21 protein-coding genes are annotated in these 23,656 nt (G+C 40.8%); 7 read left to right on the forward strand and 14 right to left on the reverse strand.

All coding sequences use genetic code 11. The features are described 5' to 3' along the window. Positions 1 to 24: 24 nt before the first annotated feature. The 3 genes from BM378_RS04905 to BM378_RS04915 form a co-directional block, all read right to left on the reverse strand. Positions 25 to 1,560 (reverse strand): AMP-binding protein, encoded by a 1,536-nt coding sequence (locus BM378_RS04905; RefSeq protein WP_036972246.1) that lies wholly within the window; start codon positions 1,558 to 1,560, stop codon positions 25 to 27. Beyond that, positions 1,544 to 2,371 carry an SDR family NAD(P)-dependent oxidoreductase gene (locus BM378_RS04910; protein WP_081759756.1) on the reverse strand — a complete coding sequence of 276 codons (828 nt, stop codon included), beginning with the start codon at positions 2,369 to 2,371 and terminating at the stop codon, positions 1,544 to 1,546. Before BM378_RS04910 ends, BM378_RS04905 begins: the two co-directional genes overlap by 17 nt. 81 nt (positions 2,372 to 2,452) lie before the next feature. Beyond that, positions 2,453 to 3,487, reverse strand: a complete 1,035-nt coding sequence (locus BM378_RS04915) for an AraC family transcriptional regulator (RefSeq protein ID WP_036972243.1) — start codon at positions 3,485 to 3,487, stop codon at positions 2,453 to 2,455. A gap of 150 nt (positions 3,488 to 3,637) precedes the next feature. Here BM378_RS04915 and BM378_RS04920 point away from each other — a divergent pair, with 150 nt between their 5' ends. From BM378_RS04920 to ahpF, 4 genes are all read left to right on the forward strand, one after another. Beyond that, a complete protein-coding gene (locus BM378_RS04920; protein WP_051501873.1) occupies positions 3,638 to 4,639 on the forward strand; it encodes an NAD-dependent epimerase/dehydratase family protein in 1,002 nt (333 codons plus the stop codon). Positions 4,640 to 4,681: 42 nt separating this feature from the next. Next, positions 4,682 to 5,185 (forward strand): 2,4'-dihydroxyacetophenone dioxygenase family protein, encoded by a 504-nt coding sequence (locus BM378_RS04925; RefSeq protein WP_036972241.1) that lies wholly within the window; start codon positions 4,682 to 4,684, stop codon positions 5,183 to 5,185. A 206-nt stretch (positions 5,186 to 5,391) separates the two neighbouring features. Further along, entirely contained in the window at positions 5,392 to 5,961 is a 570-nt protein-coding gene (ahpC, locus tag BM378_RS04930; protein ID WP_036972239.1) for an alkyl hydroperoxide reductase subunit C, read from the forward strand. 166 nt (positions 5,962 to 6,127) lie between these two features. After that, positions 6,128 to 7,708, forward strand: a complete 1,581-nt coding sequence (gene ahpF / locus BM378_RS04935; protein WP_036972237.1) for an alkyl hydroperoxide reductase subunit F — start codon at positions 6,128 to 6,130, stop codon at positions 7,706 to 7,708. Positions 7,709 to 7,803: 95 nt separating this feature from the next. Here ahpF and BM378_RS04940 read toward each other — a convergent pair whose 3' ends face one another. From BM378_RS04940 to BM378_RS04985, 10 genes are all read right to left on the reverse strand, one after another. Further along, positions 7,804 to 8,274: a DM13 domain-containing protein gene (locus tag BM378_RS04940; protein ID WP_074988736.1), complete on the reverse strand. Its 471-nt coding sequence runs from the start codon at positions 8,272 to 8,274 to the stop codon at positions 7,804 to 7,806. Continuing rightward, on the reverse strand, positions 8,271 to 9,083 hold the full coding sequence (locus tag BM378_RS04945; protein WP_074988737.1) for a transporter substrate-binding domain-containing protein: 813 nt from the start codon (positions 9,081 to 9,083) through the stop codon (positions 8,271 to 8,273). Before BM378_RS04945 ends, BM378_RS04940 begins: the two co-directional genes overlap by 4 nt. A gap of 36 nt (positions 9,084 to 9,119) precedes the next feature. After that, positions 9,120 to 10,745: a methyl-accepting chemotaxis protein gene (locus tag BM378_RS04950; protein WP_065978983.1), complete on the reverse strand. Its 1,626-nt coding sequence runs from the start codon at positions 10,743 to 10,745 to the stop codon at positions 9,120 to 9,122. A 252-nt stretch (positions 10,746 to 10,997) separates the two neighbouring features. Further along, the gene (locus tag BM378_RS04955; RefSeq protein WP_074988738.1) at positions 10,998 to 13,196 is read right to left on the reverse strand and encodes a carbohydrate-binding family V/XII; all 2,199 of its coding nucleotides are present in this window, start codon (positions 13,194 to 13,196) and stop codon (positions 10,998 to 11,000) included. 88 nt (positions 13,197 to 13,284) lie between these two features. Next, entirely contained in the window at positions 13,285 to 14,121 is an 837-nt protein-coding gene (locus tag BM378_RS04960; protein WP_065978985.1) for a patatin-like phospholipase family protein, read from the reverse strand. Between the two features lie 83 nt (positions 14,122 to 14,204). Then, a complete protein-coding gene (locus BM378_RS04965; protein ID WP_036972229.1) occupies positions 14,205 to 14,657 on the reverse strand; it encodes an NfeD family protein in 453 nt (150 codons plus the stop codon). A gap of 8 nt (positions 14,658 to 14,665) precedes the next feature. After that, a complete protein-coding gene (locus tag BM378_RS04970) occupies positions 14,666 to 15,619 on the reverse strand; it encodes an SPFH domain-containing protein (RefSeq protein WP_065978986.1) in 954 nt (317 codons plus the stop codon). Positions 15,620 to 15,756: 137 nt separating this feature from the next. Beyond that, the gene (locus BM378_RS04975; protein WP_074988739.1) at positions 15,757 to 16,644 is read right to left on the reverse strand and encodes a bile acid:sodium symporter family protein; all 888 of its coding nucleotides are present in this window, start codon (positions 16,642 to 16,644) and stop codon (positions 15,757 to 15,759) included. Positions 16,645 to 16,653: 9 nt separating this feature from the next. Next, positions 16,654 to 17,409 carry a class II aldolase/adducin family protein gene (locus tag BM378_RS04980; RefSeq protein WP_256213570.1) on the reverse strand — a complete coding sequence of 252 codons (756 nt, stop codon included), beginning with the start codon at positions 17,407 to 17,409 and terminating at the stop codon, positions 16,654 to 16,656. Between the two features lie 3 nt (positions 17,410 to 17,412). Continuing rightward, positions 17,413 to 17,733, reverse strand: a complete 321-nt coding sequence (locus BM378_RS04985) for an Mpo1-like protein (protein ID WP_036972220.1) — start codon at positions 17,731 to 17,733, stop codon at positions 17,413 to 17,415. Between the two features lie 98 nt (positions 17,734 to 17,831). Between BM378_RS04985 and BM378_RS04990 the strand changes: the two genes are divergently transcribed. Both BM378_RS04990 and BM378_RS04995 read left to right on the forward strand, forming a co-directional pair. Then, positions 17,832 to 18,791, forward strand: coding sequence for an AraC family transcriptional regulator (locus BM378_RS04990; RefSeq protein WP_143104567.1), 960 nt, complete (start codon positions 17,832 to 17,834; stop codon positions 18,789 to 18,791). A 163-nt stretch (positions 18,792 to 18,954) separates the two neighbouring features. Next, complete coding sequence (locus BM378_RS04995; protein ID WP_074988742.1) at positions 18,955 to 20,889, forward strand: methyl-accepting chemotaxis protein; 1,935 nt, start codon at positions 18,955 to 18,957, stop codon at positions 20,887 to 20,889. A gap of 96 nt (positions 20,890 to 20,985) precedes the next feature. Here the strand turns inward: BM378_RS04995 and BM378_RS05000 are convergent, their stop codons facing one another. Next, positions 20,986 to 22,425 carry a sensor domain-containing diguanylate cyclase gene (locus BM378_RS05000; RefSeq protein WP_036972214.1) on the reverse strand — a complete coding sequence of 480 codons (1,440 nt, stop codon included), beginning with the start codon at positions 22,423 to 22,425 and terminating at the stop codon, positions 20,986 to 20,988. 212 nt (positions 22,426 to 22,637) lie between these two features. On the opposite strand from BM378_RS05000, the gene BM378_RS05005 reads away from it, so the two are divergent. Further along, positions 22,638 to 23,549, forward strand: a complete 912-nt coding sequence (locus tag BM378_RS05005; RefSeq protein ID WP_036972213.1) for a cation diffusion facilitator family transporter — start codon at positions 22,638 to 22,640, stop codon at positions 23,547 to 23,549. Positions 23,550 to 23,656 lie beyond the last annotated feature (107 nt).

Raw genomic sequence — 23,656 nt, forward strand, 5'->3', positions numbered from 1 at the left:
TAAGCGCCTAAAACGATCGCTTTATTATTTACGTAATTCACGACGCAATATTTTGCCAACCGTTGACTTGGGCAATTCTTCCATAAAAATAATCGACTTGGGTACTTTATAAGCACTTAAGTTTTCACGGCAATAGTCTGTTACTTGTTGCTCATCAATTGGCTCTTTTAAAGTGATGTAGGCACACACTCGCTCACCTGTTTTTTCGTCTTGAGCGCCAATCACAGCCGCTTCACAAATGGCTGGATGCTGACAAAGTACGTTTTCAACCTCGTTAGGGTAGACATTAAATCCAGAGACAATAATCATGTCTTTCAAACGGTCGACTATTTTGTAATTACCACTTGGCAGTTGTAATCCCACGTCACCGGTTTTGAAAAAACCACCTTTCATACACTTATCTGTTTCATCTTGGCGTTGCCAATAGCCCATCATGACTTGTGGGCCTTTCACAACAATTTCACCTGATTGACCTTCAGCCACAGGCTGATCGTTTTCATCCCAAATCTCTACAACGGTATTAGACAATGTACGGCCGATACTGCCGATTTCTTCTTTCTTGAAATCATTTAAGGTCGCAACGGGTGATGTTTCTGACAGTCCATACCCTTCGGTAATTGTGCAGCCAGTGACCTTCATCCATGCATCTGCAGCAGCATGGGTCAGCGCAGCTCCTCCGGAAACGGTCATTTTTAATTGTGAAAAATCAAGCGCTTTAAAGCCTGGATGCATGCATAAACCAATAAATAGCGTATTAATTCCTGAAAAGTAATTAATGGTGTGAGGCTCTACTTGTTTAACTAAAGCATCTAAATCACGAGGATTCGGGATCAGTACGTTAAACTGACCCATCGCGAATAAGCCAATCATATTCACGGTGAATGCGTAGATGTGATAGAGCGGCAACGGACAAATTCCCGTTTCTTGGCCTGGCTGCATGATCTCAGCAAAACGCTCATTCATTTGTTCAGCGTTGGCTAAAATATTGCCGTGACTAAGCATGGCTGCTTTGGCAACCCCAGTGGTTCCACCTGTGTATTGAAGTACCGCTATATCATCGCGGTTTGCGTTGTGTACTTTAAGGGGGGCTAGTTGTTCACCTTGCTCAATAAGCTCAGGGAGAGAGAGTTGTGTGCCTTTGACTGCTGGTAAGCCAACCGCTGCGGTCACTATGACGGTATTAATGGATGTTTGGTCAATGATAGTCGTGAGTTTATCTGCTAAGCCGTCGAGGAGCACAATCGCTTTAACGCCCGCATCATTAAATTGGTGCAGCATTTCTCTTGCTGTGTAAAGTGGGTTGGTGTTTACAACAATTAAACCAGCGCGAAGAGCTGCATAGGTGACGATAGGGTAGTCGACAATATTGGGTAACTGAATCGCAATACGGTCACCTACTTGCAGGCCGCTGTGTTGTTGAAACCATTGTGCCAAATAGCGAGATTGCTGCTCTACATCACTAAAAGTTAATGTTTTACCTGCACTATTGTAGGCCGGTAAGTCAGCATAAGTTTGACAGGTATGGTCAATTAGCTGTGTGAGATTATCGTGTGTGTTCATTCGGACTCCTTAGCATATTGTTCTTATTAGAGTGTTTGATGATGCGCTTCATTACAGGGGTCATCATCCAAGAAGGTAAATAACGGCTTAAGCTATAAGATAGTCTAGATTGAAAGCCGAGTATCACCATAAATTTTTGCTTATCTAATCCACGCATCAGTCTGGTGACGCGACGGTCTTGTGTTAAGTAACGACTTACTTTATTGATGATTTTAGTGTTTGTGTGTGCGCAGTTGTGTTGGTCACACTCACTTAAATAAGGGGTCTCTGGTGCATAAATTACACTGACTTTAATGCCATCCGGTTTTAATTCTTGGCGTTGTGTTTTGGCAAAGTTCAAGATTACATCGTCAGCAATACGTTGATCTTGCACGTATTCAAAAGGGGTCATGGGGGCATGTGAAGTGATAAGTGCAAGGTGGCTATTCATGGTGAGGTACTGACGAATTACGGCGCTAAAGTTAAGAGTGCGAATGATATTAGCTTGTAGGCTACAATGATTGTTAGTGTCAGAGTGCTTTGCTAAAGACTCGATATTCTTAGTTCTGGGGCAGTATATCGCAACCTCAGGCTCACCAATGGCCACGACCGCATTGTTAACTTGAACAGCCAACGTTTGCGTATCGGCCATATCAACAGCAAAAAATTCAATGTATTGAGAATCATCGCTCAGTGTTCTAAGCGCATGTTTACTTTGCTGGCTAAAGCGTATATCAAATAATGCGACATCATCACCACGCTTTATGTATTGTTTAGCAAGTTCAAAGCCTAAACCACTATTTGCACCCGTAATAAACACCCTTCTTATCATTGCACGACCGCTTATCAGTGAAGTTAGCGAATCAATATATATAAATTGTTAACGCAATAATTAGCTTTTAGCGACCTATTTTTAACTTTTTACGCCATTATGCAGTAATGACTTACGGTAGTCTTTCGGAGGTACGCCATACCAACGCTTAAATGCGCGGGTAAATTCACTGTAGTTCGAAAAGCTTAAAATATCTGAAATATTCGACAAGCTTAAACTTGATTCTGTTAAGTACTGGTGCGCAAGATTACAGCGTATGTCATCAACAAGCTCACGAAAGGTTGTCCCTTGCTGAGTTAAGTGCCTTTGCAGGCTGCGGGAACTCATAGACAGTTTTTCAGCAATTAAGTTAACGCCAAATTGTTCGTGTAATAAATACTGTTTTATTAACACTTCAACGTGATCAGAAATATTTTCTCTTTTTGAGTCATTAAGGTGACCAAGTTGTTGGCTCAAAATTGAAAATAGTTGTTTATCAGAGTTCTTGATGGGTAGCTTTAGGTATTTTCTGTCAAAGATTAGCGCGGTGTGCGGACAATTGAACACTGGCACTTGCCCGAGTGCTTGACGATAAACACTGGTATTTGTATTGGCGCTGTGAGGGAGCTCGAGGCGGTGTAACTTTATCTGATCATCCGTAAGCTGTTTAAGTAAGTTAACGCCAACACTTAATGCTAAATCGGCTCCATGATACACACTGACCTTCAGTTTGCTGCGTACTAAAAACGACAGTTTCACGTAATCTTGGCCGATTTCGAGCAAAAGATCGGCGCTATTTTGATGGACATGATAATACTTAGTTAAGTTTTTTAGTGCCATTTCTAAGCTGTCACAGTTACCCATTAAATACCCAACCGAGCCGAGTATGTTTAAACTCTGCCAGCGACCAAGTTCTAACCCAAAATAAGGAAGGTCGAGCTCTTTTGCTGTGATTTCTAGCAGTTCGATTAATTGCTGATACTGAATGAAGTTGTTGGGCTCTTGTAATTGTTTTCTGTCTAACCCAACGCGCGATAATAGTGCATCAGGGTTAATGAGCTTGCTTTCAATTATTTCGATGTATCCATGTAGAGCCGATACTCTAATTAGGTCAGGTGTGTGGGGTGAACGGGGCATAATGTGCTCTTTTTTAGTGCGCTGGCGTAAAAAGTAAAAAAAATTGCGTGAAAAGTAAAGTAAATACAGCGATTAAAGTTTAACAATGTATTAACGATGATGGTCTACTATTTAAAATTAGGTCATTAACAGTACTTATAGGAATACGCAATGAATTACACAAAAGTCTTTATAAGTGGCGGTAATGGTTTTATTGGTCGCAAACTTGCGCAGTATTTTAAAGATAGAGGCGTACAAGTATGCGGTGTTGACTTGATGCCGTGTGATGAATTTAACATTGTGTCGGGTAATTTAAGTGAGCCAGCGAGCTTTAGTCACTTGATCAAAGACTGCGATTTAGTCATTCACACTGCGGCTATTGTGTCTAATGCATTGAGTTACAAGCAAACATGGCAAGCAAACGTCGGCTGGACAAAAAATTTACTTGATGCCGCAGTACATGCTGGCACGGTGATGCGCTTTATTCATATTTCTTCAACGGCCGTTTACGGCAGCGATTGGCAAACAGCGATCAGCGAAGATGCGCCATTACTCCCTGATGGGCGTGCTTATAACGATTCTAAAATGATGAGTGAACACTTATCTTTAAGTTATCACGCCAGTAAAAAGTTGAATGTAACAATTATTCGACCTGGCGATGTCTATGGTCCAGGGTCAAAACCATGGATAGCTTACCCCTTGCAAGAAATTGCAAAAGGAACCTTTATGGTGCCACAGGGTATGTTTGGGCCGGTTTATATTGATGACCTCGTTAAAGGAATTTATTTAAGTGCGATGAGTGAGCAGGCTAGCGGCGAAATTTTTAATTTGTCAGGGCCTGAACAAGTAACAAATCAAACATATTTTAACTATTTAGCGCAGGCACAGGGTCAAAAGCACGTGAAGGTTGTTAATTTAAAGCTGGCATTGAAACTGACCGGCTTCATTGAGTGGTGTTATCACTTAGTTGGTAAAACGACAGATATTAACCCGTCGACAATGCGCATGCTTAGCCGTAAAAGTGCCGCTTATAGTAATGAAAAAGCAGAACGTTTATTAGGGTATAAACCTGAATTTAGTTTGCAGCATGGTATGCAGAGCGCACTGCAATGGGCATTTGAGCAAGGACTTTGTAAAGCGGCTCCAGAACAGCCTGCTGTCAAAGTTAACTAAACAATTAACAACATTTAAAGCAAGTGAAAAGAGGACACACACATGGCATTACCAGATATTATTAATCATCAAGACTTTCTATTAACGATTCATACCAATGATGAAAAACTTATAAAAAATGCATTACCGGGTGTTCATATTTACCCATTGATGCTTGATTCTGAAAACGGGGTATGGGTATTACGCGTTTTATTTGAACCCGGTACAGTATTACCAAAGCATTTTCACACTGGTGTTGTACATTTATATACTTTGTCTGGTAGCTGGCATTACACAGAGTACCCAGATGATGTGCAAAAAGCGGGTAGCTATTTATTTGAACCAGGTGGTTCTATTCACCAATTCCAAGTGCCTGAAGAAAACACCGAAGTTACTGATACGTTCATGGTGGTTATGGGCTCAAACATTAATTTTGATCCCGATGGTAACTACATGAACATTATGGATGCAGGCTGGATTGAACAAGTCATGTTAGCGGCTGCAAAAGAACAAGGTTTTGAACCTAAATATATTAAACCAAAGAGTTTGTACGGTTTTAATAAGTAATTTCGTTCCCACGAAAAGAAGCCCTCATTCATGTAAGTGATTGAGGGCTTTATTCTTTTTAAAGAATTTAGGTTTGCAATCTAAAAAATCAATTAATTTAATCTAAACAATCAATTTTATTTTAATCGCTCAGACCTCTATTGTATTAATCAAGCAGACGCAAGGCTGCGTTAATTAAACTTTTAAATACATCAATGAGGAAAACTATGAGCACTTCATTAATCAACACAAAATTACAACCATTCAATGCAACAGCTTACCACAACGGTGAGTTTGTAGAGCTAACAGAAAAAGATGTGCTAGGTAAATGGTCTATCTTCTTCTTCTACCCAGCAGATTTTACGTTTGTATGCCCAACAGAGTTAGGTGACGTTGCAGACTACTACGCACAACTTCAAGAAATGGGCGTAGAGGTTTACTCAGTATCAACAGACACTCACTTTACTCACAAAGCATGGCACGATACATCTGACACGATTAGTAAAATCAAATTCCCAATGATCGGTGACCCAACAGGTCGCATTACACGCAATTTCGGTGTGATGATCGAAGATGAAGGTCTTGCTCTTCGCGGTACATTTGTAATGAACCCTGAAGGTGAAATCAAAGTGATCGAAACTCATGACCTAGGTATCGGCCGCAGTGCAAAAGAGTTAGTACGTAAAGTACAAGCTGCACAATACATCGCGAACCACGACGGTGAAGTATGCCCTGCATCATGGCAGCCAGGTGAAGAAACATTGGCTCCTTCACTAGACCTAGTTGGCAAAATCTAAATTGCGACTGCACGTAAGTGCTTAAGCGAAGCCACGCTTCGCTTAAGCGAGCAATACGAATTTAATTGCCCATCACAACTCACACACATTAAGCACATTAGCGGGTGGTGGGCAGTTAATCCTGTCATTTTTCGAGATTATTTATTCTGAACTCAAGGGCTAAGCCATGTTAGATACAAATATCAAAAACCAATTAGCAAGCCACTTTGCTTCTATTACCAGCCCTGTTGAGCTGCTTATCGCCTTGGATGACAGCAATAAATCAACAGAACTAAAAAGCTTAGCGACTGATTTAGCATCGTTAAGCGACAAATTTTCGGTGCGAGACAACCCAGACCAAGGTGTACGTCGTCCTTCAATGGTGGTGTCTTCACCTGTAAACAATACGCAAATCATTTTTGCCGGTGTGCCAATGGGCCACGAATTTACTAGCTTGGTTCTTGCATTACTGCACACAGGTGGCCACCCAAGCAAAGCGTCAGACGCTGAAATTGAACAAATTAAATCATTAACTGGCCCGCTTAATTTCGAAGTATATATTTCATTAAGCTGTCAGACGTGTCCGCAAGTAGTACAAGCACTTAACTTAATGGCGGCGCACAATCAGAACATAACAGCCACAATGATTGATGGTGCTTTGTTCCAAGATGAAGTGAACGAGCGCAATATTCTGGCGGTACCGGCTGTTTATTTAAATGGTGAATTGTTCAGCCAAGGTGCTGTGAACTTAACCGACATTTTAAATAAAGTAGACACCAAAGCTGCAGCACGACAGGCTGATGCGCTGAACGACAAAGCGTTATTCGATGTATTAGTTGTAGGGGGCGGCCCAGCGGGGGCTTCTGCGGCTATTTACTCAGCGCGTAAAGGTTTAAACACCGGAGTGGTCGCAGAGCGATTTGGTGGTCAGGTTGCAGACACATTAGCCATTGAGAACTTTATCTCTGTAAAAGCAACTGAAGGCCCTAAGTTAGTTGCGCAACTTGAAGAGCACGTTAAAGAATACGGTGTTGATGTGATGCAAAACCAACGTGCTGCGTCATTAACTAAACAGGATAACTATCAAATTACCTTAGAAAATGGTGCGGTATTAAATGCCAAATCGGTTGTATTGGCAACGGGTGCCCGCTGGCGTGAAATGAATGTGCCGGGCGAGAAAGAGTATCGCGGCCATGGCGTTGCATACTGCCCGCATTGCGACGGCCCGTTATTTAAAGGCAAAGCAGTCGCAGTGATCGGGGGGGGTAACTCAGGCATTGAAGCAGCTATTGACCTTGCTAACATCGTTGAGCATGTCACCGTGCTTGAATTTGCTGACACATTACGCGCCGATGAGGTACTTATTCGTAAAGCGAAAAGCTTAAGTAACATCACAATCATTAAAAACGCGCAAACAACCGAGGTTGTTGGCGATGGCAAGCGTGTAACAGGTTTAAGCTACATTGATCGTGTCTCTGGCGATGAAAAGTCGCTTGCACTGGCTGGCATTTTCGTTCAAATCGGTTTAGTACCAAACACTGAGTGGTTAAAAGACTCAGATGTGTCATTGACTCGCTTTGGTGAAATTGAAATCGACAGTAAAGGGGCGACTTCTTTACCCGGTGTGTATGCTGCGGGTGATGCCACGACAACACCGTTTAAACAAATCATTATTGCCATGGGCAGTGGTGCAACGGCAAGTTTAGGTGCATTTGATTATTTAATTCGCCACAGTGATGAGGCTCAACACACTGAAAATGCAGCCTAAATGGATAAATAAAGACTCTTGATTAGGCAGCTCAACACCCATAGCTGCCGCTTTAAAGCCGCCCTCTCCAAAGGCGGCTTTGTTTTGCATACTATTTATTGATAGCGCGCTGCGGTAATGAACTCATTAAAGCTTTCGCACCAAATAATGACGGTGTTGTATTCGCTAATATTTACGCCTTGCGGAACACGTATTTTAAAGCCATTAAATGAGCGTACTTCGGCTATTCGTTGCATTGTGCCTTTATAGGAAAGGAAGTCTTTTTCGTTATCAATAAATTGGTGAGATAAATACAGTTGATAATCAGGCCCAGGGGCAAGTTTACCTTGCATAGAGATTGCGTCATTACTTAAATACACCATCCCATCACCATAATGCAGGCTGTCAGAGCCTTTTAGATTAGTTTTAAACTCACCCTTAAACAAAGCACGGTTAGCATGCTGTTGTAATGTGGTGATAGCGGGGGCTGGTGTCGCCGTAAGAATAGGTAAGGTATAAATACCCACCATAAAGCCTGCAATAAACACCGCAATAAAGCTAAGCAAGAGAATGAGCTTTTTAATCATTGTAGTGCCGTTTTTTCAAGTGTAATGGTAAGGCGTTGTTTGAGTTTAAGCCTTTTTTCGACGTCGCCAAAATAGTGCAAATAAATACGCTCTAATTCACCTGAACGCTGAAGTTTTTGCATTCCTTGCTCGAGTAATTCCGCGATATGTTGGTTTTCTTTACTCAAATAAAAGTAGTAATTGCTGGGATATTGCAGCATGAGAGAGGGTTCAATGATCAAATGAAATTGCTTTAGTTTGACAAGCTCAGATTCTATAGCCAACACCGAACGCGGGAAGTAATCGCCTAAACCTGTTTCTAGCGCCTTGATCATGCCTAAATAGTCCAGATCCCCATTAACAGTTAAGCCGTTGTTTTTCATAACCGTGTAATCGTACCAACTCTGTTGTTGTAATCCGATTAACTGTTTTAGAGTGTCAAGGTTATTCACTTTGTGAAAAGTCGCTTCATCGCCTTCACGAATAATTAGCAGACGCTTTCCATGCAAGCCTTTGTACAAGGGAGTAGTTGTTCTAACCAAAGAGTCAGGTATTTCGCCAGGGAGCGATAGCCACGCTAATGTAACGGCTTTATTATGAGTCAACTGCTCTACTATTCGTTTATCATTCATAGGCTTAACGTTGTAAAGTAGGGTGGCATCTACTTTCATTACTGCAAAGCTCTTTTCTAGAACATCATGAATATACTCATTTTTTTGAACTAAAGGGTAATCGGGCCGAGCAAGTTTTATAACAAGCTGCTCATCTGCATAATTTGCAAAACTAACCATGACACATAGTATAAAAGACACACGTCTTAGGGTATTCATCTGTGTATTTCTCTATTAAGTGCACTGTGTTTACGTTTACACTTTAAAAACATGTACCTGCTGTTGTAATCGAGAAGCAAGCGATGCAAGCTCTTGGCTCGCTTGAGCATTTTGTTGTGAGCTTTCGCTGACCAGTGAAATACTGCTACTAAATTCATTAATATTACAACTGAGTTCATTAGCAACGGTCGTTTGTTCATCCGTTGCAGTAGATACTTGATTGTTCATATCGGCGATTTGTGCCATTTCTTGTGTTATTTCAATTAGCAACTGCGATGACCGTTCAGCAAATTCAACACTTTGCTTGGCGCTTTCATCGGCATTGCCCATTGCTGTAACTGCTTGCTGTGCCATTGATTGCAGTTTACTAATCATTTCATTGATACTGGCTGTCGCTTTTTGTGTATTGTGCGCAAGTTGCCTCACTTCATCGGCAACGACCGCAAAGCCGCGCCCTGATTCGCCAGCACGTGCCGCCTCAATTGCTGCATTTAATGCCAGTAAGTTTGTTTGTTCAGCAACACCTTGGATCATCATCACCACTTGGTTTATGTCGGTCGATTGGGTGTTAAGTTCATTGATTAGCTGCGTATTTGCATTAACGATATGTGACAAACGATTGATTGAATCAATGTTTTCTTGAACTGATTGCTGCCCCATTTTTGCTGTTTTGTCGGTGTGTGAGGCTTTTTCTGAAGTAGCAAGTGCGTTAGCTGCTACTTGCTCAATCGCACTACTCATTTGCGTAATTGCTGTTGCTATCATTGCAGATTGGTGCTCTTGTTCCGTGGCTGTACTGGCGACTTGATCACTAATTGAATTCATCTCTTCGGCCGCCGAAGACAGAGTGAGTGTTGCACTTGTTACGTCATTCACTAGCGTATGAATACGTTCCATCATGGCATTAAAATGGCTGGCTGCTTGGGCTATTTCATCGTTACCATGGGTTTTTGCTCTGAGCGTTAAATCTGCATTTTTAGAAATTGAGCCAATGGTTCCACTCAATGAAAGTAATGGATTATGAATCGAGCGATAAATCATAAAAGCGACAATTAGCAAAATAATGATGAGAATGATGACGGAGGCCGTCATGGCAATGCTGACTTTTTCAAAGCTTTTGTCTGCCGTGTTTTTAAACTTATAAGCCTCTGATAGTTGTAATTCAATTAACCCTTGATAACTCTCGCTAAGGGGATCGAATACAGCGTAGAGTCTTTTCACAAACTGATCGTCTGGAATTGACTTCAATTGATTATTTTTAACCGCAGTGAGAAGCGTATCGAGTTCTGATTTAACATTGTCTAAGTTCTTTTCAACATTGTTGACTAAGCGTTGCTCTTCGCTGGTGAGTTTAGTGCTTAAGTAGCTCTGCCATTTACTGTCTGCTAAGGATTCGGCTTCGTTTACAGACTGAAGAAATGCTGTTTTAGAAATTTGTTCTGCTCGGTATTTATGAAATAAATCGACAATACTTACGGCGTAATTGTCCGATACTGTTTTTATTTGTTCTAGCGGCACAACGCGATCGTCATACAAGCTGTCGATACCTTTTACCATGCTATGCATCATGGATATGGTAAAAATAGACGTGATCACAAAAATCGACACGGGTAACAGCGCTAACACAGCGAGTCGAGAACGAACAGAGTAGTTATTTAACATGATAAAATGAACTTTTATAGTGGCTTAATATTAAAGCTAATAAGAGAAACGTATTTAAGCAAGTTTTTGCAATAGTTTATAGTTATCTTTTGCTTGAATTTGTGCAAATAGTTGATTTACATCATTGTGTGTAACGTTACACATAAACGCTTGAGTCTATAACAGCTTATTTTTCTGTGAGTGTAATTATTAAGTTTTAAATAATAATGAAGCCCGAATATTAAATCGGGCTTCATTTTAAAGGGGGTATTATTAGTGACCTCGGTTGGGCATTTGTCGTGGCATTTGTTTAGGTAAATTACGACGCATTTGTTGCCTTTGCATGCCAAGTTGGCGAGCACGGTTAGCTTGATTTAGTTGTTGCATGCGATTTGTTTGCTGAGTATGTGATTGCTGGCGCTGCTGTAAAGTGTGTTTAGCTTTACTCTTATCAATGGTTTGCAATTTATTCTGCACATGTTGTCGGTCAGTATTTTGTATGCGGTCTTTAATCTGCTGTTGTTTATCGCTAGGTACATCTTGCCACTTATCTGAAACACGTTGTTGCCACTTTCCGTCGTCATGTTTCAGTACATTCCCATTACGATCGGCAAATATATTGTTCGCTTTATCGCGCTGACTGATGGCTGTTTTTAAATCGCGCTTTACCTGCGTTTTTGAGGCTAAGCGTGTTTTTATTTGACTGCGTTTATAAATATTATGAAGCGGACGTTTGTTGTTAAGGTTATTTAATTTATTGCCAATATTAACGCTATTGCCAATGTTTATATCACCAGTATTAATGACTACGGGGCCTCGGTAGCCGCCGCCATACCAACCATTACAGCAATGGTAAGGACGGTAATGTGTGGGCCAACCTAAATCCCAATTCATTCCTAAGCTTAAAAAACCATTGCTCCAACTTACGCCGAACGACCAGCCAGTCCAGTTGTTATAGCCAATATTAAAGCCCCATGTTGACGGCCTAGGGTAATAGTAACCACCTCCCCAATATGCTGGGTAATACCACCCAGTGCCATAAACAGGCGCGCCGTAATAAGGATAAGACCATACATAACCCGGGTAGTAACCTGTGTACACAACGTCTGGGGTTGATTCATAAATCTCGACATAGGTAAGGTTATAAACGGGTGAACTGGGTGGGATTTTGGCGATTTCATTTTTTGGAATGCTGTCAGCCACTAACCACGGCCCTTGCGCTGAATCAGCTTTAAACCATACTGCGTTATCGACAGCATAATATTTTCCTTTTATTTGTAGCACTTGTGCATCGGTATTGATGGCGTACGACACGTTAGTTCCTGGAATGCGCTCAAATTTAGGCTTACCATCATAGTACACGGTCAAACGCGCGTCTTTACGACTGATCGCTGCTGTTTGTGGCACTTTTGCATCAAGCACCGCTTCATTTGCCTCTTCGGTGCCCGCGACAGAGTCACGTAAGCCACCAAGGTCTGATTCTGGTGGGATACTTGCGAAGCTTTGAGGCAGCTCGTCTGCTCGTACAAATGTCCAAGGGCCAGTGTGTTGTTTCGCCCTAAACCAACGTCCAGAAAGCAATACATACATGTTATTGGTTTGCATTTCTCTTAGCCACGGAGTTTCTGTATTAAACACGTACATTAATTCTCCACCGCTTAGGCTCTTCCATTTGGCTTCGCCATCGGTTACTACAAGCTCAGTGGGCTTGGTAGCAACAACAATCTCAGGGGGGGATGAAAGTGGTGATGTACTTGTGTTTTTGGGGAGCATGTTTGCTAAATCGGCAGGCACAGATTGGGTATATTTATAAGGGCCTTTTGCTTGTTTTGCCTGATACCAAAAGTGTCCATCGGTTAGGTAAAGCGATTTGTTCTTTGTATCTTTAATAACGGTCATCGCTGTATTTAATGCACGTTCATAGTGTGTGTCTTTAATAGCACTAAATTTAGGTTCACCGTCAAAGCTTAATAACACCGCAATTTTGTCTTTAAAAATAATGATCGGAGGGTCTGTTTTTAATTGCGCTAAGCTTTGCTCTGCAACTTCTGCGTTTTCTAAACTGGCGGTCAGTTGCGACAGCGAGGTATTAAATTGACTGGTTTTAATCGCTTGATTTACGACGGTGGTAAAGGTTTGTTCTCCCGCATCTTTAGATTCTGGCCAACGCACATCAATGACGCTCATATCGCGTACGGTGACGCTATCGTTTTCTCTGTCGGTATCAATTTTTGCGGTAAACCAAAAAACACCAAATATGGGCTCTTTGTTTTGTGTAAATGACATGGCTGCTCTGGCAGTAAGCGCATTGCCAATTAACTTTTCTGGTTGCGGCTGATAAACAATCAAAGTGCCCTCAGTCGTATGCACTTTTTGAGGCCACTCAATTGCATTGCTAGGAAAGCAGTATATTACACTGCTAAATAAGATGAATAATTTGAAAAAACGATAAAAAGGCGCGTCATGTTTCATGTTCAATCCTTGTCGAATACACGTCAAATAAGTGTAGCTCAACAAGAAAAAACAGCGTTAAATTTGTTCCGTTTATCGTAAAATTTTATCAACAATGCTCAGCAACAAATTGCGCCCCCGCATCGACCCCCATGTCATAGCCCGCTGATAATTTTGCAAATGACTTTGTTGTTCGCCCAACAGCAAACTGTGGCGGTGGGGCAATGATATTTATGTTGCAGTCATTAGGTGGGTTCATAATAAAATCAATGCTTTGATTATAGTTATTTGCTCGGCGCAACGTTGCTTCAGCAAGGGCGGGCGTGTCTTTGTATAACCGCTTAACGAGCCAAGGGGCTTTTGCAGGTTTCTTTTTATAACCCAGCGGTTGCGATAAAACGACCGTGATATCTTTATTACCCATTTCATATGCTTTTTGCACGGGGATTGAGTCTGCAACACCGCCGTCGGTCAGTTGAATATCATTAATAACGGGGTAGTGCCGATAGGCAATGGGTAAAGCGCATGATGCTTTAAGTTGCTCTTCCATTAATTGAGCATTTGCTTTTAAATACTCTGCGTGACCGGTTTTGATATTGGTTGCGACAATGTAAAACTCACTCGCTTGATTATTGAATGTATCTAAATCGAGGCGTATATCCCGAATAGTTTCTTGCCATAACCAATCTAAATCAAACAGGTGGCCGCCTTTAGCAAATCGGATAAAATTTATAAATTCGGGGCGACATGAATAATCGGTGATTACGGCATGGTTTCGTTTATATTGTGAGCATAAATACGCGGCGATATTGGTAGCGCCAGCAGACACACCATAACACTGTTGAAACGGCTGATAACAGGCTTTTAAAAAAGCATCTAGTACGCCTGTGGCAAAAATACCACGCATTGCGCCGCCTTCTACAACCAGCGCTTTGTTCTGTGTCATTGTATTCCATTTCCCTTGTAATCGTGTTTACTAAACCATAGCAAACACGATTACAAAACAAAATAGAGTTTTGGCTCTAAGTGTTAAATTGCTTCAACCCAGAGCACGCCTACTTGCTTTTCTGTTACTTTAACAGTACTACCTGCTGCAATAGGGGTATGGCTTTTGAGTTGCCATTGGATACCAGAGTATGGATGTGTCGTTAAACCTCTGTCATCAACATCTGAATTAATAACAAAGGTGATGTCGGCAAAGTCATTGTGCAATGGTTTGGTGTCTGTTTTATCTTGCAAACGTTTGAGTGGTTGCCAAAGCACCACGGCAAAACCAAGGGTAAACACAATATTGCTCCACAGTGCAGTAGTGTAGTTGCTATCAAGCAAGCCAATATTCATCAGTAGACCACTGGCAAATAAAGACAAACCTAAAAAAAGTAACACATAGGTGCTCATTCCAAGCACTGCAACTTCAATAATTAGCGCAAGCACGCCTAAAATCATCAGTGTTTCGGCTAAATAAGTATCTAAAAATGCCATAGGGAAACCTAACTTTTTTGTTTTTGGTTCAAAGAGTTAATAATAGACATGCCTTGTGCTACTAATGAACTGGCATCGGTGCCGCTATCAGGGAGTAATACCACTGATGATTCACGTGCAATAGCTTCTTTTGCCGCAATGGCTTTGGTTGCAAGATCAAGCTGAATTGCTTTTTGACCTTGCTCGGTATCGGCTGCTTCACCAACCTTGCGCAATGCATCTGCTTGGGCTTCTGCTACTGCAATAATGGCTTTTGCTTCACCTTCGGCTCGTAATATTTGCTCTGCTTTATCGGCTTCTGCGGCGAGAACTTGCGCTTGTTTTTTACCTTCTGCAACGTTGATATTTGCTTGTCTATCACCTTCAGACTCTAATATTTGTGCACGTTTTACACGTTCAGCTTTCATTTGAGCTTCCATTGCTTCCATAACGGATTGAGGAGGAACAATATCTTTAATTTCGTAGCGTAAAACCTGAATACCCCAAGGTTCAGCAGCTTGGTTAATGGCTGATACGATATTGGTGTTTAATAGGTCGCGCTCTTCAAATGTTTTATCAAGCTCCATTTTACCAAGCTCAGAACGCATTGTTGTTTGTGAAAGCTGAGTTACTGCGAACACATAATCATCTACGCCATAGGTTGCTTTGTAGGGGTCTAACACTCGGAAATACAATACGCCATCAACAATCAATGAAATATTATCCTTCGTGATAGCTGACTGTGAAGGCACATCTTGTGCTTGTTCTTTTAAACTACGATCAGCGGCTATGCGGTCAATAAATGGCACAATAAAGTTAAGGCCGGCTTCTTTTGTTGATTGGTATTTACCAAACCGTTCTATTAACCAAGCACGGTTTTGAGGCACGAATTTAACGCTACTTTTCAATAGCACTAAAATGAAAATTAGAATAAAAACTTCGACATTCAATAGTAAATCGAAAATTTGCGATAGGGGATCCATGTACTTTCCTTAGAGACTGTTAATGTTATTTTTTTCCAATAACTACATTATCACTGGGAAGCATGTCGCGCCATAAATTTGTTAAATGAACAGCCAGCACCACACTCAGTTGTGAGTGGCTGGCTGTTGAGGGAGTATTAAACGTTTTTTATGAGCCGTGCTTGTCTATTGCTATGGGCGCTAAATAGGTAACAAAAAATATACCCTGTTAGAAACATAAATAAGCTGTATGTCGCACCGGGTATGGCCATCGTGGGATTATTTATGAGGGTGCTAGCAATTAAAATAGCAAGCGTACCATTTTGCAATCCAACTTCGATTGCAATACTCATTTGCTGTGGCTGCGATAATCCGGATATTTTGGCAAAGAACAGCCCTAGCATCAGTGTGGTTAGGTTTAAGGTAAGTGTAGCAAGGCCGCTGGTGGCAAAAAAACTAAACATTAGATCAGCATTTTTATGAATAATTGCCACGACAATAATGACTAAAAATACGCTCGAAAGTCGGCGAATTAATGGTTCAATTTTACTGCTAAGGTGGGGTTTAAGGTTGTTGAATAGCATACCAATAGTGACAGGCAATAAGGTAATAGCCAGCATTTGTATAATCGTTTTTACTATTGGTAACGTGAATTCATTCCCCGGCACACTAAATGATGACATAGCAAAGTGTACAATAAACGGCAAAGTAAAGGGGGATATAAAGGTTGCTAAAGTGGTTAAACTAATCGATAGGGCCAGGTCACCTTTAAATAGATAAGTATATAAATTAGATGTTACGCCGCCTGGACAACATGCGACTAAAATTAAGCCAATCGCAAGTTCAGAAGGAAGCTTTAAACCCATGGCAAGTAAAAAAGCCACCATAGGGAGTAATAACATTTGGCATGTTAGGCCTAAAATCAGTGCTTTGGGGCTTAAGAATAAAGCCCCAAAATCCTTCTTTTTGAGTCCTAAGCCCATACCAAACATAATGATAAACAGTGCTAATGGCAGCACTACTTTAGTCAAAATATCTATTTGCATGGTATGCCCTTATTGGTCGTAGCCTGGACTTTTAGAATCTAATAAGCGCAGCAGAGCAGGCCAAGCAATTGCACCGCCAAGTCCTTTAGTTGCGATTTCTGTTTGTCCTTTTATGCCATCAACAATGGCTTTAGGAACCCGTACTAAGTGTTCTGTATTTTGGGTCGTACGGGTTTGAACAGCGCAGGCCGCTTCAAATATATACATAAACAAAAAGGCGTCGGCAACGGTGCTGCCCACGGTTAACAAGCCGTGATTACGCAACATTAAAAAGTGATTGTTACCTAAATCATTGACCAAGCGACTTTGCTCCGCGGGATTAAGTGCTATTCCTTCATAATCGTGATAACTGAGACCTGAGTGAACAACCACAGCTTGCTGTGATATGGGCAGTAAGCCGTCTTTATTTGCAGACACTGCTGTGCCATTTAATGAGTGAGTGTGAATAACGCAATGAGCATCTTCACGTGCCATATGTATACAACTGTGAATATTAAAGCCCGCAGGGTTGACGGGGTATTCACTGTCGTGCAGCTTATTACATTGTTGATCAACTTTTATTAAGCTTGATGCTGTGATTTCGTGAAACATCATGCCATAGGGGTTTATTAAAAACTCGTTTTCAGTACCTGGTACGCGCATTGATATATGCGTAAAAATTAGGTCATCCCAACCATATAAAGCAACGAGGCGGTAGGCAGCTGCAAGTTCCACACGTGCATGCCATTCTTGTTCTGAGACTGAATGTTTCATGGTCATGATGATTTCCTAAAATGGCACTTTACGAACGATAATGTCTTTAAACATAACCCAGTCACCAATAAAGCTATAAAAAGGATGGGTAAAAGTGGCTGGGCGGTTTTTTTCAAAAAAGAAATGACCAATCCAAGCAAACCCATATCCAACAACAGGGCATAACAGCAACCAACTATAGTGCTGTTGGTATAAAGCAGCGAACAAAATAGCTAACACTAACCAGCTACCAACGAAGTGTAAGCGTCGGCAGACTTTATTTTTATGCTCTTGAAGATAATAGGGGTAAAACTCTTTGAAGCTTGTGAATTCACGTTTACTGGCTACAGTGCCCATAATACTTTCTCCGTTGTTAATTACAGGTTAACAATAGGCTTTTATTTTTTAAATTACTTGATAATATGGGTCATTGAATTGTTTTTTGAGGACAGTGTGTGCGTACTCTTTCAAGCTGGTGGTTACGGGCTATGGCTGAGTCTTTTAAATGGCAAGGCTTACCGATTAACGAGTTATTTGAAAACGCGAATATTCGACTCACTGATCTGAGCAGTCAAAGTGCTCGGTATCCGCAAGCTCATGTCAGTTTGCTTTGGAAGCAAGCGCAAGCCATGTTGCCAAACACACACTTAGGCGTATATGTTGGTAGCAATATGAACGTACGCGCTATCCCTGTTGTGGGAATGGCTATTATTCAATCAACACAGTTACTTAGTGTGTTTAGACTTATATTGCGTTATCAAAAGCTGATGGGAGATACTCATAATGTGTCGTTAATTGATCATGGTGATGAGTATGAGCTGCGCTTTAACTTTAGTGACGGCGAGCGTGATATGTCATTATTAAGTTACGAAGCCCCCATGGCTTTTTGTTTAAAAATAGCCCGTACAGTGAAGGGTAAAGACTGGTGTCCAACACGTATTTGTTTACAGCGTAAAGAGCCTAACGCTGAAATTGACGAACACTTTAATTGCCCGATTGAATACGCTGCGAAAACACATAGTTTGTTTTTTAGCGAGCAAGTACAAAGCCAGGTACTTTTATCGAGTAATATAAAGTTAGCATCACAAAGTACAGTAACTCAGATTTTGCGTATTCTGTTGGAAGAGCATTTAATTCAAGGTCAGTTTAGTTGTGCTGTGCTCGCTAAAGCATTGAATATGAGTGAAAAAACATTACAACGTCGGCTAGCTAAGGAAGGCACTAATTTTAGCAAAGAATTGGCGTTACTCAGAAAGCAAAAAAGTGTGTCTTTACTGACAGAAACGGATTTATCACTGACTGAAATAGCTTTTTTATGTGGTTATTCTGAGCTAAGTGCATTTCATCATGCTTTTAACCGCTGGTATGGTGTGTCGCCTAAAGTGTACCGAGAGCAAATGATAGCCCTTGCTTAATAAGAAAATAGGTTATTAGTTTACTGAAGATAATTTACGTAATAACAATTGTAAAAATATAAATAGTAATTGCTTAACAAAGGGTTATTGCCTAAAATCACCCCTAAGACGCAAGGATGATCTTAACTATTTAATTTACATATAAAGTCTGAGGTCTACTCACATGCGTAACTTGTCACTTCGCACCATTTTTATAAGCTTTGTTTTCTGTACTTTGCTTATTGTTACAACGATAAGTGCATTGATAAATACAAGCCAATTTTCAAAACTGTATTATCAGCAAACAGAAACCCAATTGTTACCTGATGCGGTGGGTAAAGTTGCAGCGCAAATTGATGCACAAATGCGCTACCCTATTTCAGTATCTCAGTCATTTGCCGAAAACTTGATGTTACATCAGTGGATGAGTGAGGGAGAAAAAAACTCAAATATCCATCATCGTGTTATGGATTATTTTGCTGATTTAAAAGTTAAAAGTGGCGCCTCTTCTGTCTTTTGGGTTAGTCGCAATACCTTAAGTTATTACACTCAGGCAGGTTTTTTTAAAGCTGTTTCGGCAAACGAACCACGCGATAACTGGTTTTTCGATTTCCTAAGCTCTAATGAACGTCAGGCACTTGCATTAGATGTTAGTGAAGAAGGAGGGCAACTTACACTTTATGTAAATACTTTAGTGCAAATTAATGGTGAAAAAGTGGGGGTTGCAGGCCTTGGGTATGACATTTCAGACATATCGAGCATTGTGACGTCACGCAAAATAGGTGAACATGGTTATTTATTTTTGATAGATGATAGTAACCGTGTTATTGCGCATGAGAATAATTCTTACATTGGTAAACAAGTATCAAATATTAATGAATTGAGTTCATTTAAAAATATTACGAATGCTAACAAAAATAGCTTTACACTTTCGCAAATTAAACTTGATGGCAATGATGTTTACGCCGGATTGATGCCCATTTCAGGCATGGGTCTAACGTTGGTTGCGATACAGCCAAAAGACGAAATTTCATCGGCTATAAATGCAGTGGTTATCATGTCAATCATTGTTAGTATTGTCCTTGCCGCAATTTTCCTCGTACTAACTCTGTACTTTGCTAATTGGTTGAGCGCAAAAATTCGTGGTGTGGGTGACGAACTGCTCGAAATGTCTGGTCAAGGTGGTGACTTACATAAGCGCCTAGACGACAGCGTTGATAATGAATTGGGACACCTTGCTAAAGGTTTTAATGCAATCATAGGAAAAGTGGCTGAGCTAGTTGATGAAATTAGCATAACGGAAGAAGCGATGCGTAAAGGGATTGATGAACTAGCCGTTTCAGCTGATAAAACGTTTGCAGCTACCGATGATCAAAAAGCGCAAACCGATCAAGTCGCAACGGCTATCACTGAAATGGGGCAAACTATCAATGAGGTCTCTGATATTGCTCATCGGACTGCAAGCGATACAGAAGAAGCGGTTAAAGAAACGGCTGAGACCACTCAAAGTATGGCAACCACAGCTAAGACCATGACAGAACTGAATAATATTTTAATGGATGTCGATAAAAGTATCGGTGAGTTCGCAGCTCAAGCAGCTGAAATTAACTCGGTAGTAGAAGTAATTAATGCAATTTCTGAGCAAACTAACTTGCTGGCATTGAATGCTGCTATTGAAGCTGCAAGAGCGGGAGAGCAGGGTAGAGGGTTTGCTGTCGTTGCAGATGAAGTTCGTTCACTTGCACAGCGCACACAAAACTCAACATCTGAAATTCGTGAGCAAGTGTCTCGATTGCAAAGCTCTTCGCTACAATCGCAAGAGGCGATAGCCCAAGGTACGTTGAGTAGTCAAAAAGTAACAGAGTTGACTCAGGTTGCGTTGTCATCTTTGCAAGCTATTCAACATAAATTTGAAATGATTAGTCAAGGCAACCATCAAGTTGCCGCAGCAACAGAAGAACAAGGCACAGTTGTTGAGCATATAAACCAATCTGCTCATGAAATTTCAGGGAGTGCAACTGAGATTCATAATAACGCTCAACAGCAACAACTAGGCACACAAAGTTTGTTATCGCGAGCTCAGCATCTAAAAGGTTTGGTTAGTCAGTTTAGAGTGTAATTTGTAAGGTAGTTGAGAATTTCAGCACAGTTTAAAGTGCGCTTATCTAATCAACTGAATTATACGATATAGAATATTAATCGAAGCGGGTTACTCTTAGCCCATTTCGATTCTATTTCGGCCATTTTGCTTGGCTTTGTACAATGCTTTATCGGTTATATCGAGCACGGAATCTGCTGTTGTCTGTTTATTGGGTGTGCATGTATAAATGCCAAAACTCATGGTTAACAAAGGATCTATGTTCGAGCTTGGGTGTGCAATAGCGGCCTTCTTTATTGCTTTTTGCAGTTTTTGGCAAAATGTCAGGGCATGCTGGCTATTGGTTGCAGATAAAACGATGGCAAATTCTTCACCCCCGTACCGTGCGGCTAAATCACCTTCACGTTGGCACTGTTTTGCTAAAATACTTGCAACGTCTTTTAATGCTAAATCACCTTGTTGATGACCAAGTGAGTCGTTATAAAGCTTAAACGCATCAATATCACAAAGGATCAAACTCAGTGGTAAATCGCTTCGAGCACAACGATTGAGCTCTTGCTGGAGTACAAGGTCGAGCTGTCGGCGGTTTGCGATGTTTGTTAAGCTATCAATGTGAGCTTGTTGATGCAGCTCTTTATTCGCGGCAATCAGCAATTGCTGAGTGTGCTCAAGTTTATGTTTGTATTGCCAGCTTTTTAACGCGTTGGCGATCATGTCGCCCACTAATTTGATCCGCAATAAGTCTGTTTGCGACCACTGGCGTGCTTGTTTTACGCAATCACAGCCTATAAAGCCAAACAGTGTTTGCTCACTTACTAAGCCAATACATAATACTGATTGAATGCCTTCATTGGTAAACTCGGCTTTTTCGGCCGCAGCTTCATCGGGCAGCTCAGCGGTATTAGATGCATTAAATACATGACGAGTTTGCATTTGCTGAAAAAAGTAAGGCAGGGAGTCGCGTGGAATATTTTGTAAGTGCTCCTTAAAAGGAACAATGTCCGTATTTACCCACTCGTAAGTGTTACTCATTGATAAGCCATCATCACTAAACTCAAATATATAGGTGCGATCAGCTTGGCAATTTAAGCCAATGGTTTTTAGCGCTTTTCCTATTTGCTTATCCATACTTTCGTTTTGAATATCGATAAGTTCTGTGGAAATTTGTGAAATTAGCTCATCAAAGTCTTGCCTTTGATCGTGGCTTTTAAATGTCCGAGGTTCACAAATAGTAATAAATAAAGACTGACTGAGTGAGGCAAATTTGAAATCAAGTAACTTAAGCGTATTGTTTTTACTGTTTGCCAGCGTAATACTCAGTGGTTTGCTTTTTTGTGCGCAAGGTAAAAAATCATCGTAGGATAACAGACGGCTCGAGTGTGTATCGCTTAGGCTTAAGTGATCGACATTTAAATCGTGTAAATTAGCGTATTCTTCAACTGAGAATAACGATTGTGCAAGTGAATTAAAATAAAAGCGATTCTGCTCTTCATTAAACATGATTATTGCAAGCGGCAGAGCCGATAACGTTTGCCATGTTTGCTCACTTGAACCCATCGTACACTTTACCCTATATAAACGAACAGCATAAGTTTACATATTTTAACAAATAATTGATATAAAATTTTCCTTTGAGGTCCTCTGAAAGCCATAAATTAGTTTAATAGGTAGGATGAATTAAGTTTTTAGTGCGTTTAAAGGCGTCACGTATTACAATTGAGACTGTATATCATTACTTTTTATCCAGCGAATAGGTTACTCTCTTCTTCATGACAGATATTACAACACACCAAGCATCAAGACGCCGTTTATTGATCGCGCTAGCCATAACCTGCTCGTTTATGGTTATTCAGATCATTGGCGCCTATTATTCAAATTCGCTTGCTGTTCTTGCTGATGCTGGGCATCTGTTTGTTCATAACAGTTCATTATTTATAGCTTTGATAGCTTCAAGCATGGCAATTTATTTTGCAAAAAACTTTAATGATGGCTATCAACGAGCTGAACTAACAGGTGGGTTGATCAATGGTATTTTATATTTAAGTATCAGTTTGGTGATTCTATACGAAGGTGGAGAGCGATACTTTCATCACAGTGATGGCCATGAGTTACACATCAATAGTTACCTAATGTCTGTAATATCGGCGATAGGCTTTCTGTTTCATGGTGCAGCAGCATGGGTACTGTATAAAGGCCGAAAAGCCAGTATTAATGTGTATGCAGTATTTTTGCATTCATTTTTTGATTTGATTTCAACCGTTTCTACGTTCTTTGCGGGTATTCTGATTTATTTAACAGGGTGGGCAGAGGTCGACATTATTTCGAGCATGTTGATTGCCATGTTTGTATTATTCACGGGTGTCAAAGTTATTAGTCGGTGTTTAAAAGGTCTATTTGAAAACAGCGGAAAGCTCCCAGACGTAAATGAAATAGAGCAAAGTATTGCGTCAGTTGAACATGTTGAAAATGTTCATAATGTGACCGTGGTTCGCCAAGACAAAGAGTTAGTTGTAGGGGCTCACGTGGTTTTAAAGCAACATTGCACTGTTGAAAAGCATGATGAAGCTTGCCGCTTAAAGGTCGAAAAGCTATTACTGTCTCGTTTTAAAGTCGCAAAAAGCGTGCTACAAATTGAAAGCCATGAATGCCACCATGATATACCATTCCGCAAAAATACTTAATCATTTTGAGTGATTAAACCAGTCGCTACCTGCGTTAAAAATTTCTGATTCAGAACAACTAAATAACTAAATTTTTGCCTTGTTATCAACGCGGTTTTTTCAGCTCT

The organism is Pseudoalteromonas lipolytica, from assembly GCF_900116435.1.
Classification (GTDB): Bacteria; Pseudomonadota; Gammaproteobacteria; order Enterobacterales; family Alteromonadaceae; genus Pseudoalteromonas; species Pseudoalteromonas lipolytica.